Annotated in this window: 12 protein-coding genes; 3 read left to right on the forward strand and 9 right to left on the reverse strand. The window is 58.6% G+C overall.

Translation table 11 applies throughout. From position 1 onward, the window contains the following. Nucleotides 1-224: 224 nt before the first annotated feature. Nucleotides 225-929, forward strand: a complete 705-nt coding sequence (locus ALO43_RS07435) for a YebC/PmpR family DNA-binding transcriptional regulator (protein ID WP_005894082.1) — start codon at nt 225-227, stop codon at nt 927-929. Between the two features lie 22 nt (nt 930-951). Here the strand turns inward: ALO43_RS07435 and ALO43_RS07440 are convergent, their stop codons facing one another. Next, nucleotides 952-2,256, reverse strand: coding sequence for a leucine-rich repeat-containing protein kinase family protein (locus ALO43_RS07440; RefSeq protein ID WP_024691180.1), 1,305 nt, complete (start codon nt 2,254-2,256; stop codon nt 952-954). A gap of 76 nt (nt 2,257-2,332) precedes the next feature. Further along, the gene (locus tag ALO43_RS07445) at nt 2,333-2,878 is read right to left on the reverse strand and encodes a TetR/AcrR family transcriptional regulator (protein ID WP_005894087.1); all 546 of its coding nucleotides are present in this window, start codon (nt 2,876-2,878) and stop codon (nt 2,333-2,335) included. A 106-nt stretch (nt 2,879-2,984) separates the two neighbouring features. On the opposite strand from ALO43_RS07445, the gene ALO43_RS07450 reads away from it, so the two are divergent. Further along, complete coding sequence (locus ALO43_RS07450) at nt 2,985-4,214, forward strand: MFS transporter (RefSeq protein ID WP_054997316.1); 1,230 nt, start codon at nt 2,985-2,987, stop codon at nt 4,212-4,214. A 232-nt stretch (nt 4,215-4,446) separates the two neighbouring features. Here the strand turns inward: ALO43_RS07450 and ALO43_RS07455 are convergent, their stop codons facing one another. The 4 genes from ALO43_RS07455 to ALO43_RS07470 form a co-directional block, all read right to left on the reverse strand. Then, nucleotides 4,447-4,815: a histone-like nucleoid-structuring protein, MvaT/MvaU family gene (locus tag ALO43_RS07455; RefSeq protein WP_024669376.1), complete on the reverse strand. Its 369-nt coding sequence runs from the start codon at nt 4,813-4,815 to the stop codon at nt 4,447-4,449. 191 nt (nt 4,816-5,006) lie between these two features. Continuing rightward, on the reverse strand, nt 5,007-6,143 hold the full coding sequence (locus ALO43_RS07460; RefSeq protein ID WP_054997317.1) for a M14 family metallopeptidase: 1,137 nt from the start codon (nt 6,141-6,143) through the stop codon (nt 5,007-5,009). Between the two features lie 121 nt (nt 6,144-6,264). Beyond that, nucleotides 6,265-6,789: a sigma factor-like helix-turn-helix DNA-binding protein gene (locus ALO43_RS07465; protein WP_024669374.1), complete on the reverse strand. Its 525-nt coding sequence runs from the start codon at nt 6,787-6,789 to the stop codon at nt 6,265-6,267. Nucleotides 6,790-7,283: 494 nt separating this feature from the next. Then, nucleotides 7,284-7,751, reverse strand: a complete 468-nt coding sequence (locus ALO43_RS07470) for an Lrp/AsnC family transcriptional regulator (RefSeq protein WP_005894096.1) — start codon at nt 7,749-7,751, stop codon at nt 7,284-7,286. Between the two features lie 185 nt (nt 7,752-7,936). Between ALO43_RS07470 and ALO43_RS07475 the strand changes: the two genes are divergently transcribed. Continuing rightward, a complete protein-coding gene (locus ALO43_RS07475; protein ID WP_054997318.1) occupies nt 7,937-11,419 on the forward strand; it encodes an indolepyruvate ferredoxin oxidoreductase family protein in 3,483 nt (1,160 codons plus the stop codon). A gap of 81 nt (nt 11,420-11,500) precedes the next feature. Here the strand turns inward: ALO43_RS07475 and cobM are convergent, their stop codons facing one another. Genes cobM through ALO43_RS07490 form a run of 3 tightly spaced genes read right to left on the reverse strand, consistent with a single transcriptional unit; the run spans nt 11,501 to nt 13,454 of the window. Continuing rightward, nucleotides 11,501-12,250 carry a precorrin-4 C(11)-methyltransferase gene (gene cobM, locus ALO43_RS07480; protein ID WP_053932707.1) on the reverse strand — a complete coding sequence of 250 codons (750 nt, stop codon included), beginning with the start codon at nt 12,248-12,250 and terminating at the stop codon, nt 11,501-11,503. 33 nt (nt 12,251-12,283) lie between these two features. After that, nucleotides 12,284-12,739, reverse strand: coding sequence for a cobalamin biosynthesis protein (locus ALO43_RS07485; RefSeq protein ID WP_053932706.1), 456 nt, complete (start codon nt 12,737-12,739; stop codon nt 12,284-12,286). After that, entirely contained in the window at nt 12,717-13,454 is a 738-nt protein-coding gene (locus ALO43_RS07490; protein WP_024691174.1) for a CbtA family protein, read from the reverse strand. The genes ALO43_RS07485 and ALO43_RS07490 overlap by 23 nt, the downstream gene beginning before the upstream one ends. Nucleotides 13,455-13,468: the final 14 nt, after the last annotated feature.

Genomic DNA, 13,468 nt, shown 5'->3' on the forward strand with positions numbered 1-13,468 from the left:
GCTGCCTATTGGATGATTGCATTTCGCCAGCTCAACAGCCATCTTGGTGAGTTCGTCAGCCAATATGGCTGTCGGGGGTTTCATCTGCGGTGATCGCGTATAAAATGCGCCGCGCCGGACAGGGTATTTTGCCGGCGACCCTTTTTCAGCGCTTTGCAAGTGCCGCGTTCTGCCAGTCATGCAGGCGCAGGCGGCGAAGCGCCTATCGAATCAAGAGAGCAGACATGGGCGCACAGTGGAAGGTCAAGCATAAAGAAGCGGCAGCCAATGCCAAGGGACGTACGTTCGGCAAACTCTCCAAGGAGATCATGATCGCGGCCCGCGCGGGTGCTGACCCGGTCATGAACTCGCGTCTGCGCCTGGTGGTCGAGCAGGCCAAGAAGGCTTCGATGCCGCGCGAAACCCTGGAACGCGCAATCAACAAAGGGGCTGGCCTGCTGGGCGAGAGCGTCAACTTCGAGCGCCTGACCTACGAAGGTTTTGCACCGCATCGCGTGCCGGTGATCGTCGAGTGCCTGACCGACAACATCAACCGCACCGTTTCCGAAATTCGCGTGCTGTTCCGCAAGGGGCAGTTGGGAGCTGCCGGTTCGGTGTCCTGGGATTTTCTCTATCAGGGCATGATCGAAGCTGTTCCTGCGAAGCCAGACGCAGATCCGGAGCTGGCAGCGATCGAGGCCGGTGCCCAGGATTTCGAGCCGGCTGAAGAGGGCGCCACGCTGTTCCTGACCGAGTCCACCGATATGGATGCGGTCTGCAAGGCGCTCCCTGAGTTCGATTTCACGGTTCAGTCCGCGCAACTGGGCTATCGTCCGAAAAGCACAGTGGATGGCTTGACCGACGAGCAGATGGCTGAAGTCGAAGCATTTCTCGAGGCTATCGACAACCATGATGACGTTCAGAACGTCTACGTGGGCCTGGCTGGCTGATCGGCTTAAGCAAGAGGGCGCTTCATGCGCCCCATGCCGTCAGTTCCCCGAGTACTTCTTCCAGCGATGGCCGTTTATCGCACGCGGGCTGTACGCAGCGCGTCTGCAGCGCCTGCAAACCCGCAATAACGGCATGCTCCTGTGGCGCGGCGTCACAACGCTCCAGCAGTTCCCCCAGCAAAATACCGAAAGCCCGCGTCTCTATACGCTCGAGCGCCTGGCCCAGCGTTGCCGAAGGGTGAAACGACGCCGCGCCGAAATCGCCCAGCAGGCAGTCACCGTCATTCTGCAAGAGAATATTGTGCCCATACAGGTCGCCGTGGGTGATACCACTTGCATGCAAATGGGCGGTCACCGAGGCGATGCCTTTGACAAGGCGCAACAGGACATCCAGCGAAAAGCGCGCATCGCTGGCGTAGACGTCCCGGCTGCAGGACTCCAGGCTCGGCGGTCCGGCAAGGTTGCTGAAGTTGGGGGCGATCAGTTCCATGACCAGACCACTTTGCCCATCTGGATGCCCGGTGATCTGCCCCAGTACCTCGATCAGGTGCCCGTGGCGCCCGGCGGCAATACAGGCGGCCATTTCATTGAGAGGGGAGCCGTCACTGGTAACACTGCCTTTGTACAGCTTGACCGCGACTGTTCGATCTTCGTTACCGGTCTGCCAGACCGCTTGCTGAATGATTCCGGAAGCGCCTTCGCCCAAGCGCTGACGCAGGCTCAAGTGCTGCCAGGGGATCTGTTGAACCGGTATGGTCGGCGGCTCGCTGCACAGCGGATTTTCGGCGTAGGCGAGCCAGGCAAGGGCGGGCAGATTCAGTAGCCATTCCGGCAATTCGCTGAGACGATTGGCGGCGATGCGGATCAGTTCCAGATTATGACAATGCCTGAGGCTGGCGGGCAGGGCGCGCAGGCGGTTGCCGGCAAGCATCAGTTTTTGCAGGTCGGCACGCTGGCCCAGCTCATCGGGCAAGGACTCGATCCGGTTGTCGGTCAGGATCAGCCAGCGCAAGCGAGGCGGCAGTGACGCCGCGCTGACCTGCCCGATGCGATTGGCCTTGAACCCGACGATGCGCAGGTTCTCGCATTGGCCAATGCTCTCCGGCAAGTGCGTGAACAGGTTGTCGGAGCCGAACAGCACTTTCAAGTGTTTGAGGCGGTGGAGGTCGTCAGGCAGCGAGGTCAGTGCATTGCCGCTGAGGTTGAGCACTTCCAGAGTGGGCGCCAGATCGAATATCTCGACGGGAAATTCGCTCAGACCACACGAGAGGTCCAGCCGTTTGATGCCTGCCAGCTTGCCGGCGCGTAGGTCTGCGAGGGTGTGCATGAATAGGTTCGGTCATTGATCGGACAAGGCGCGCATCATAACGGGAGTTTCAGCCTATGGCTGCCGGAACCTCGTTTCAGGGCAGACAGCGGTCTACCCATTCCCGGACGCGCTCGGCTGTCGGCGCGGATTCTGAGTACAGAATCCGGTAGATCATCGGCGCGACAATGGCGTCGATGAGGTCATCGGCAGGCGGCGACACTTCTCCGCGACTGGCCGCGCGATCAATCAGGGTCTGCAATTGCTCACGGACCATCGCTGCGCATTTACCCACGCCACCGGAGGTGCTGGCAGCCACATCACGCATCAAGGCCCGACCTGGCGCCGAAGACATTTCGTCGAGATACATTTCGCTCCACGTCAACAAATCCTGACGCAGGCTGCCCTGATCGATCGGTGTGTCAGGACGCAGGCGCTCAATGGCTGCATCGGCCAACAGCGTGCTCAAGTCACCCCAGCGGCGGTAGATAGTCGAGGGTGTGACACCGGCCCTGGCGGCAATCATGGGCACACTGAGCACTGCGCGCTCGTGTTCGAGCAGCAAGTCACGAACGGCGCGGTGAATGGATTCCTGCACTCGGGCGCTGCGCCCTCCGGTGCGTACTGCATCTTTAATAGCCATACGGCGGACCTTAACACAAAGTATTTGCTTTAAGAGTTGTAGAGTCGCACACTCCGCAAAAGCTAATTTATAGCTTTAGAGATTTGTTTCAGCGGAGAGTGCAGTCATGTCCCGTTCGTCACCCCACCTGTCAGCAGCAGGCGCGCAACCTCAAGTCGGGGCAAGGGGCAATCTCGGCTTCCTGGCCTTTACCACGCTGTGTTTCTTTGCCGCGTCCAGCGCGCCTACGCCGCTTTATCATTTGTACCAGGATGCGTGGGGTTTTTCGTCCGCGGTGCTCACACTGGTTTTTGCAGTGTATGCATTCAGCCTGCTGGCTGCATTGTTGATGGGCGGCTCCTTGTCTGATTACCTTGGACGACGCCCGGTCATCTTTGGCGCGTTGCTGTTGCAGAGCGCCTCAATGCTGCTGTTTATTTTCGCCCGTGATGTCAGTTGGCTGGTTGCTGCACGGCTGGTGCAGGGCTTCGCTACCGGTCTTGCTGCCAGCGCACTGGGTGCCGCCTTGCTCGACAGCGACCAGGCCAAAGGGCCGATGATCAACAGCATCTCGCCGATGCTGGGCATGGCGGCAGGCGCACTGGGCACGGCGCTGCTGGTGCAATGGGCGCCGCTGCCCCTCACACTGGCCTACTGTTTCTTGCTGACCGCGTTTGTGATTCAGGCCATCTACCTCGGGCGAGTCGCTGAAACGGTCAGCCGCCAGCCAGGCGTCTGGCAGTCTCTCAAGCCATCGCTGCACGTTCCTCAACAAGCGCGGCCCATGTTGTGGCTGGTGTTGCCGGTAGACATCGCGGCGTGGGCACTTGGCGGCTTTTTTCTGTCCTTGAGCCCGTCCTTGCTGGTAGCGGCAACCGGTTCGACCTCGCCACTCAATGGCGGGCTGGCAGTGGCCGCGCTGACCCTCAGCGGCGCCCTGGCAATTCTTGTATTACGCCTGCGCAACCCCGAGGCGGGATTGTGGGTAGGCGCAAGCTTTTTGCCAGTCGGGGTTGCGGTGATTTTGCTGGCAGTCAATCTCGGCATGCTGTGGCTGTTCTTCGTTGGCGCGGTGGCGGCGGGGGTCGGCTTCGGCTCGAGCTTTCTGGGTTCGCTTCGCATGCTCATGCCGATGGCACACGCCCATGAGCGTGGCGGTCTGATGTCGGCGTTTCTGGTACTCAGCTACCTCGCGTTCTGCGTGCCGGCTCTGATAGCGGGTTATTACGCGCGTACTGCAGGCCTGGTGATGACCAGCAATGTATACGGGGCGGTGGTAATCATACTGGCACTGCTGGCGTTGACGAGTTTGATCGTGCGACGTGCAGCGGGCAGAAGGGAGGGCGCTCGGGTTTGAACTATGGGATGTATCCGCTCAGGTGGGGTACATGCTGGCGGCGGGTTATTACTATCACGTGTTCCGCAACAACAAAACAACGAGACCTGTCCGGGGTATAGAGGGGCATTTCTTCTGCACAAGGAAAGATGAAAAAGTGGCGCGATGCAGTTGTCCGGAACTGCGACTGGCCTGAGTCTGATGCCCGTGACAAAGACAAGGGCCGCGAAGGCCCTCATCATCATGTTGTCAATCAGTCCAGCCAAGACTCTACAGTGTCGGAGCCGTGTTTGGCCTTCCACTCTTTCAGGGTTTTATGATTGCCGCCTTTGGTTTCCACTACCTCACCGGTGTGAGGGTTCTTGTAAACCTTGAGCGCGCGCGCCTTGCGGGTCGACTTCACGGGCGTGCCGGAAGCCTTGCCAGGCTTCGAGTTCGATGGATGATCAAGAATTGCAATAACGTCTTTCAGGCTTTTGCTGTATTCACCCAGAAGTTCGCGCAATTTGGTTTCAAACTCGATTTCCTGCTCAAGGCCCTTATCGCCTTTCATCGCTTCCAGCGCAGCAATTTGGTCGGCCAAGTGACGTTCGAGTTGGCGGTATTCAGCGAGTTTTGACATGTGTGCTCCAAGCAATTGCTAAGTGTGATGTGTTTTTTATCCTGCCCCGAAACGCTTGAAGAGGGCAGGAAGAGTGTTGAATAGTCATCCCTTGAACTGACTGTCACCGGGATAAAGAAGTTCGAACTAATGCACAATGCATTGTCCGACATGTTTGCGTGTTCAGCCGCTTTTTGAAGCTGGAACAATTTTCAGCGCAAGTCCTTGACCATGTCGGCCAGTACATTAAGCACGTCACTGGCCAGTTGTGCCGAGCGTTTGCCTGACCATCCGGCGATCGGGTCCGGGGCGTTATCGTGGTCTTTGAACGGCATTTCCAGCGTCAGCGCCAGGCATTTATAACGCTCGCCCACGGCGTTAGCCGCCAGGTTCAGGTTGGCCTGGCCTTTGGCACTGCGCGGGTAACCATGGACAGTCTGGAAGTCCACGGTAACTTCACACAGTTGGCGGCGGAAGCGCTCTTCAAGCTGCTGTTGATGAGGGGTGTATCCAGGGTTGCCTTCACAAGCCGCCGTGAACACATAGGGGATTTCCTCGTCACCGTGGACGTCGAGGAACATGTCCACGCCGTACTTTTCCATTTGCTGTCTGGCAAAGAAGACCTCCGGGCTCTGCTCTTCAGTACTGTCCTGCCAGGCGCGGTTGAGGTCTTTCCCATTGGCATTAGTGCGCAAGTGGCCATGGAAGGCACCGTCCGGGTTCATGTTCGGGATCAGATACAGATCGGCGTGGTTCAGCAGGTGTTGCAAAGCTGCATCGTCGCGTTGCTGAAGGCGCTCGATCACGCCTTCCATGAACCATTCGGCCATGTGCTCGCCGGGATGTTGTTGAGCGATTATCCAGATGTTGCGTTTGCCCTCGGCACCGTCTCCTTTGCGCAGAAGCTGGAGGTCACGGCCTTCGACACTTTTGCCAGTGGCCAGCAATTGCATGCCTGCCTGCTCTTGTGCCTGCAGGATCAGCCGGTGATGGCGTTCGCGGCTGTAGGGTTCGAAATAGGCAAACCAGACGTGCTGCTGTTCGGCAGCAAGGCTGAAATCGAGCGCCTTGCCATCAAAGCCGGAGGGCACGCGAAACCAGTTCTGATGGTCGTAGGACGCCACAGCGTTATAGCCGGTCCAGGCCCTGTTGAACGTGGACTCGCTGGCATTGGACAGGCTGAAACCATACGTCTCGCCAATCGCCAGGCCATCGACCTTGAAGTGAAACCACTGAAAATGAGCACTTTGGGTATCGGGCCGAATGGCCAGTCTGATTCGCGTCGGGTCGCTTGCGTCCAGTACCTGAATATTGCCGCTGTCGAAATCTGCGCTGATAGTGAGGGTCACAATGTGTTCCTGGGTACGTTAGTGCCATGTCAGGCCGTTACTGTACACCGATCGACATTGTGCTCCACGACGTAAAGTTCATGCGCCGCGACGTAAGTTTCATTGCAACGGTCATACGGCTTCAGGAAATGGCTTCTGCTGTGACCATAAGGCTGCAAATGAAGGCTGTCAGCACGCACCAGACCAGATACGCATGACGCTTGCGTCTATGCCAGCCTGACGCGCCAAGCAACGAGGCGGGCGCCTGCAAAAGGCGCCAGACGCGTTCGCTGTTCTGAAATGCAGACAGGTGCCTGGCATCGGCATCAAGCCAGTGACGAAATTCGATACGTTCGCTGGCCGTGGCCGCCGGGCTTTGCAAGTGGACGTACCAGCGGCTTGCCTGATCCTGAATGACCTGGTCGGCGTCGGGCAAGTGCGTGTGCGCCTTGCCCATTGCTCTGAGCATGGCACGCTCGACGCGTGCCACATCGATCTCCATGAAGCGGGCAATGTCCGCATAGGACCAGCCGTCCAGGCGACTGAGCAGAAATATCTGTCGGCTGCGGCGTGAAAGCTTGCCCAGTTTCTGGCCGAGTTCAACTGTCTCAGGCGTTGGCTGCATGCCAGCTGGCAGGTGCAGTAGAGAAGAGAGCTGACTACTCATGATATTTCGGTCGCTGATCTTCCATGGGAATTCTTCCTTGAGCCGTCGGGACATCCGTAACGAGAATAGACTAGTTTATTCGAGAATCATTCTCAATTGAAAAATTGCAGCATTCACTTCTTATGTGCGAATCCTGCCATTTTCAGGGCCTTGGACATGGCCGAAGGGCAGGTGGCTTTGCTATGATGCGTTCCATCGCAGCATGCACATGCAGCCCCCGACTTCATTAGCCTGAAGCAGCGGTAACATTAAAAGAAAGAACCAAAAAAAGACCCGGCTAATAAAGCCGGGTCAAAAACCGTGATTAGCCTGATGAGGAGATAATCCGGAAGCCGACCTAAGACTTCCAGGTTATCAAGCAGTTCTCGCGAACCGCTGAAGCAATAATAATCATTATCATTTGAAAATCAAATGTTTTTATTGCCCTCATCGAAAAAAATTATCCGCCGGCGCTCGTCTGGCGGATTTTCCCATCCCTGAAATCGCCGTCTCCCTCAGTCCAATGGCAATTCCGTGGTGCGTTTCACCGTACTCATGGCGATGTTGGAATGTGCTTCATGCACGTGGGGGAGTTGCAGCAGATGATCACGTAAAAAGCGCTCGTAGCTGGCAATGTCATGCGCCACCACCTTGAGCATGAAATCCATCCCGCCCGCCATGGTGTAGCACTCCAGTACCTCGGGGTGGCCGATGATTGCCTCTTCGAACTCGGCCAGATACCGCCGGCCATGTCCTGAAAGCTTGACCTCGACGAAGACGGTCATGCTAAGCCCGAGTTTTCGGGTGCTGAGCAAGGCGACGGTGCGCTCGATCACCCCGTCCTCCTGAAGCCGGTGGATGCGCCGCCAGCAGGGCGACTGGGACAGTTCTACGCGTTCTGCTATCTCTGCCGCAGACAGATTGGCGTCATGCTGCAACAGACGGAGAATCTTTCGATCGATGGGGCTCAATTTCAGCTGCATGAATTGACCTTGTTTTTTGTTCTTGTCGAAAAAGGCATGCGCAATATCAGCAGATTTGCACGCATTTAGAAAGAAAAAGCCGCTTTGCTACAGGCAGTCTAGTGACAAGGCTGCCGGGCAGGACCGTCCCGGTGCAAAAGGCCTGTTCCCTATAAGAACAAGACTAGAACAAGAGAGGTACGCGCATGTCCCTGGCTGATATTCGTCTGGATGATAAATACCGGCTTGCCACTGGCAATCTGTATCTGACAGGCACTCAGGCGCTTACCCGCCTGCCGATGCTGCAAAAGCAGCGCGACGAGGCGCAAGGCCTTGATACTGCGGGCTTCATCTCCGGTTATCGTGGTTCGCCGCTGGGCAATCTGGACAAAAGCCTGTGGGATGCCAAGGATTATCTGCAGCAGAACGCCATCCACTTTCAGCCCGGGATCAATGAAGAGTTGGCGGCCACGGCGGTGTGGGGCAGCCAGCAGGTCAATCTGTTCCCGCATGGCAAGTACGATGGCGTGTTTGCGCTGTGGTACGGCAAGGGACCTGGGGTAGACCGCTGTGGTGACGTGTTTAAACATGGCAACTCTGCAGGCGTGGCAGCTAAAGGCGGCGTACTGATCCTTGCGGGCGACGATCATGGCTGCAAATCCTCGACCATCGCGCATCAGAGCGAACACGCATTCATTGCCTCCATGATCCCCGTGCTCAACCCGAGCAATGTCCAGGAAATTCTCGATTACGGGATTATCGGCTGGGAACTGTCGCGTTACAGCGGGTGCTGGGTGGCGATGAAGACGATCGCCGAGAACGTTGACTCGTCGGCAGTGGTTGAGGTTGATCCACTACGGGTCAAGACCCGGATCCCTGATGACTTCGAACTGCCCGAAGGCGGGCTGCACATCCGCTGGCCGGACCCGCCCTTGGCACAGGAAGCGCGACTCAATACTTACAAGATCTATGCTGCGAGGGCTTTTGCCAGGGCCAATCAGCTCAACAAGGTGGTCATGGATTCGGCGCAGCCGAGGCTGGGGATCATCACCACTGGAAAATCCTACCTCGACGTGCGTCAGGCGCTTGAAGAGCTGGGCATTGATCAGCAATTGTGTGACAGGGTCGGTATTCGGGTGCTCAAGGTAGGTATGAGCTGGCCGCTCGAGCCGGTCTCTGTCCATGACTTTGCCGAGGGGCTGGAAGAGATTCTGGTGGTCGAGGAAAAACGCAGTGTCATCGAGGACCAACTGACCGGCCAGCTTTACAACTGGCCAGTGGATCGCCGCCCGGTGGTGGTGGGTGAATTCGATGAGCAGGGCCGTTCGCTGCTGCCGAACCTCAGTGAACTGACGCCAGCGATGATTGCCCGGGTGATCGCCAAGCGGCTGGCACCGTTCTACAGCAGCCCGCAGATCGAGGCACGCCTGCAGTTTCTCAGCGAGAAGGAAAGGGCGCTTCAGGCTCCGCTGTTCAACACCCAGCGCACCCCGCATTTCTGCTCGGGCTGCCCGCACAATACCTCGACCCGCGTGCCGGAAGGAAGTCGCGCATTGGCCGGGATCGGTTGTCATTACATGACCATCTGGATGGATCGCGAAACCGACACGTTCACCCAGATGGGCGGCGAGGGCGTGACCTGGATCGGCCAGGCACCGTTTACCGAAACGCCTCACGTGTTTCAGAACCTGGGCGACGGTACTTATTTCCACTCCGGTCACCTGGCAGTGCGTGCGGCTGTGGCTTCAAAGGTCAATATCACCTACAAGATTCTCTACAACGACGCTGTGGCCATGACGGGTGGCCAGCCGATTGATGGCGTTCTGCGTGTCGATCAACTGAGCCGTCAGGTGTTCAACGAAGGTGTGCAACGCATCGCGCTGGTCTCCGACGATCCGGACAAGTATCCCGACCGTGCCGGCTTTGCGCCGATCACCACGTTTCATCACCGACACGACCTGGACAGCGTGCAGCGTGAACTTCGGGAGTTCAAAGGTGTGTCCGTGATCATCTACGACCAGACCTGCGCTACCGAAAAACGTCGCCGTCGCAAGCGTGGCACGATGCCTGATCTGGAGAAACGTGCCTTGATCAACGCGGCCGTGTGCGAGGGTTGTGGCGACTGCGGGGTCAAGTCCGGCTGCCTGTCGGTCCTGCCCAAAGAGACCGCCCAAGGGCGCAAACGGGAAATCGATCAGAGCGCCTGCAACAAGGATTTCAGCTGCGTCGAGGGTTTCTGTCCGAGCTTCGTCACCGTGCATGGCGGCAAATTGCGCAAGCCGGTACTGCCAAAGCAGGTCGAGGCGTTCGCGCTTCTGCCGGAGCCTGTACTGCCGTCACTGGAACGACCGTTCAATATTCTGCTGCCCGGCGTCGGCGGGACCGGTGTAACCACCGTCGGGGCTATGCTTGGTTATGCCGCCAACCTGGAAGGCAAGGGTTGCAGTGTGCTGGATCAGGCCGGACTGGCGCAGAAATTCGGCCCGGTTGTCAGTCATATCCGCATTGCTGCGCGTCAGCAGGACCTGTTCGCGGTGCGCATCGCCGCCGGAGAAGCGCACCTGTTACTGGGCTGCGATCTGCTGGTGGCCGCAGGCCCGGACGCTATCGCCAAGCTCGACAGCAGGATCTCGCATGCGGTCATCAACAGCCAGCAGACGCCAACTGCCGAATTCACGCGCAACCCCGACGCCGTGTTCCCGGCCGAGGCGATGAAGCAGACGATTATTGACGCTGTCGGCGCCGACAAGACTCACTTTGTCGAAGCCACTTCACTGGCGACCCGTTTGATGGGCGATAGCATCGCCAGCAACCTTTTCATGCTGGGTTATGCCTTCCAGCTGGGGCTTATTCCCCTGACCTCGGCAGCCATCGAAAAGGCCATCGAACTCAATGGTGTGGCGGTCAACCTCAATCAACAGGCGTTTCTCTGGGGGCGCCGCACTGCGCATGACCCTGCCGCCGTCGAAGCGTTCGTCAACCCGCAGCCGCAGGTCAGCGAACCGCAGCAGATGAATCTTGAACAGCGTATTCAAGGCAATGTCGATGCGTTGACCCTCTACCAGAACAGCGCTTATGCCATGCGTTACCTGGAAGGGGTGCAGCGTGTCCGCGAGGTCGAATCACGCCTGTTTCCCGATCAGCCGCCGATGCTGACCGAGGCGGTGGCGTTCAACTACTTTAAGCTGCTTGCTTATAAGGATGAATACGAAGTCGCGCGCCTTTACAGCAACGGCGACTTCACTCGCCAGCTGGAAGCGCAATTCGAAGGTAATTACCGGCTGGAGTTTCATCTGGCGCCCTCTTGGCTGGCCAAACGCGACCCACACAACGGCCAGCTGCGCAAACGAAGCTTCGGCCCGTGGATGTTGCGCGCTTTCGACGTGCTGGCGACATTTAAATTCCTCCGCGGTACGGCGCTCGATCCTTTCGGGCGCAGCCTGGAGCGCAAGCAGGAAAGGCAACTGATCGATCGTTATTTCAGTGACATCGAGCTGATTGTTCAGCACCTTCAGGCGCACAATCGCCACACAGCGTTGAGCTTGGCGCGTCTGCCAGAGAAAATCCGTGGTTACGGCCACGTCAAGGAAAGCACCATGAAAGCCGCTGCGTTGCAGGCTGATATCCTGCGCAAAAGCCTGGAAAGCGGGGAAGTGATAGCGCCGAAACTCTATGAGGTGGCTGCCTGATGGGGTAGGCGCTGTCGGGTAGATTTGAGTGTTTGCGGGAGCTGCCGAGGCGGCGCTCCCGCAAAGGCTTGAGGGCGCGAGTTACTTTGGCCTGAACAAATGTGCATGCCCGGCGCGGTACAACGAGGAGTCGCCGAAGGTGTTGGCGCCAAGCACACGGCCGACCAGAATCAGTGCCGTGCGACGGAAGCCTTTGGTTTGCACCTTCTCTTCGATATCGGCCAGCGTACCCAGCGCCCAGTCCTGATCTGGCCAGCTGGCGCGATGCACCACCGCAATCGGGCAGTCGGCCCCGTAATGCGGCGTCAGTTCTTCAACGATCCTGTGCAGGTTATTCACCCCCAGATGAATCGCCATCGTCGCGCGATGGCTCGCCAGGCTGGCCAGTTCTTCGCCGCTCGGCATCGACGTCTTGTCAGCGTAACGGGTCAGAATCACGCTCTGGGATATGTCCGGCAACGTCAATTCCACGCCCAGCAAGGCAGCACAGGCGGCGGTCGCAGTCACGCCAGGAATGATTTCGTAAGGGATATTCAATTCGCGCAGATGGCGAATCTGCTCGCCGATGGCGCCATAAAGGCTGGGGTCGCCCGAGTGGACACGCGCAATATCCTGCCCCTGTGCATGAGCGGCCCTGATCAGGTCGATGATCTGCTCCAGATGCAGTTCGGCACTGTTAGTGATCTGTAATGCCTGATTGCCTTCCAGCACAGCCAGCGGCACCAGTGAACCCGCGTAGATGATCACCGGGCAGCTGCATATCAACCGCTGGCCCTTGACGGTGATCAGCTCGGGATCACCTGGGCCTGCGCCGATGAAATAGACAGTCAATGAATGCTCCGAAGATAAATGAACGTGACGGGATTATCCGCCCGCAGCGGGGCTGGTTGCCAAGGCAAATGTGACCTGAGCGCTTTTCTGTCGCTCGATCAGTAACCGGGCGGTGCCATCGCCGAGCTGCGCAGCCAGTGCCAGCGCCGAGCCTTCGGCGACCCCGTGACAGCCTGTGGTCTGGAACACCTGCGCGGAACGGTGCGTCAGATGAAGTTCCCACGCCACCAATTGCGCGGCATTGAAGAACACCAGCGGCACAGCCAACTGCTCGGCAAGCTCGAGCAGCCCAGGCTCCTGATCTTTCAAGTCGATGGAAGCCAGCGCAGTGACGCTGCTCAGCCTCAGGCCATGTGCCTCGAGGCTGTTGCCGATCAACTCGCGCAATGCCTCCGCCGAACAGCCGCGCCTACAGCCCAACCCGACCACCAGATGTGCGCCGGGCTGAGCCTGAACGCACGGTGGATCAGGCCTGATGCAGGTCGACATTGTTTTTGTGAGTCATATGTCGATGGGCATCGCTTCTGCTGAACAGCCAGGCACTTATCAGGCCCATTGCCACCCAGAACAGGGCATTGGTCAGCAGCGAAGCGATCATGAACTGCGACTCCAGCGCTTCAGGTGCCAGGCTTTCATGAACCAGTGGTTGCGGCGCGCCGATCACATGCGGCACCACCAGAGTTGCGACACCCAGCGCTTTCAGCAGCCAGTTCTGGCCGAACACCAGCAAGGCCAGCCCGGCGGCAGTCGAGGCGGCTGTGCCGACCCACCATAGCTGACGCTGGCTCAGTTCTGCGGCTGCGGTCCCCGGCAATTCGGGTGGCAGGCCTAGGGTCGGCGCCAGCACGAACACTGCAAAACCTGCCAGCCCCCACCATGCGCCCTGTGCGGTGTTGCGCGGAGCACGCAGCGTATAGAGCCCGGCAAGCATCAGTGCGAAACCCACTGCGACCACCAGATTGCCGCCTGTCGTGGACAGCACGCGTTGCCAGCCGTTTTCCGGTTCCCAGGCCGCTTCTTCATGTACGTGGTTGTGTTCAGCCCCCTGGCCGTCGGCGTGCTCGTGCGCCTGTTGCGCCGAGGCTGTCTCATAAGTCTCGGCCTGCTGGATCAGCGGGACGACCCAGAAGCTTTGCAGCAGAGTCAGCAGCAAGGCGGCCAGCAGGCCGGTGAAGCCTGCCGTTTGTGCGATTCGCTTGAACATTGTGTAGTCCTCGA

Origin of the sequence: Pseudomonas tremae, from assembly GCF_001401155.1 — a bacterium.
Classification (GTDB): domain Bacteria; phylum Pseudomonadota; class Gammaproteobacteria; order Pseudomonadales; family Pseudomonadaceae; genus Aquipseudomonas; species Aquipseudomonas tremae.

Bases quoted from the DNA above. Each gene is read 5' to 3' on its own strand.
- ALO43_RS07435 (WP_005894082.1), top strand. From the start codon at position 225: ATGGGCGCACAGTGGAAGGTCAAGCATAAAGAAGCGGCAGCCAATGCC.
- ALO43_RS07440 (WP_024691180.1), bottom strand. From the start codon at position 2,256: ATGCACACCCTCGCAGACCTACGCGCCGGCAAGCTGGCAGGCATCAAA.
- ALO43_RS07445 (WP_005894087.1), bottom strand. From the start codon at position 2,878: ATGGCTATTAAAGATGCAGTACGCACCGGAGGGCGCAGCGCCCGAGTG.
- ALO43_RS07450 (WP_054997316.1), top strand. From the start codon at position 2,985: ATGTCCCGTTCGTCACCCCACCTGTCAGCAGCAGGCGCGCAACCTCAA.
- ALO43_RS07455 (WP_024669376.1), bottom strand. From the start codon at position 4,815: ATGTCAAAACTCGCTGAATACCGCCAACTCGAACGTCACTTGGCCGAC.
- ALO43_RS07465 (WP_024669374.1), bottom strand. From the start codon at position 6,789: ATGAGTAGTCAGCTCTCTTCTCTACTGCACCTGCCAGCTGGCATGCAG.
- ALO43_RS07470 (WP_005894096.1), bottom strand. From the start codon at position 7,751: ATGCAGCTGAAATTGAGCCCCATCGATCGAAAGATTCTCCGTCTGTTG.
- ALO43_RS07475 (WP_054997318.1), top strand. From the start codon at position 7,937: ATGTCCCTGGCTGATATTCGTCTGGATGATAAATACCGGCTTGCCACT.
- ALO43_RS07485 (WP_053932706.1), bottom strand. From the start codon at position 12,739: ATGTCGACCTGCATCAGGCCTGATCCACCGTGCGTTCAGGCTCAGCCC.
- ALO43_RS07490 (WP_024691174.1), bottom strand. From the start codon at position 13,454: ATGTTCAAGCGAATCGCACAAACGGCAGGCTTCACCGGCCTGCTGGCC.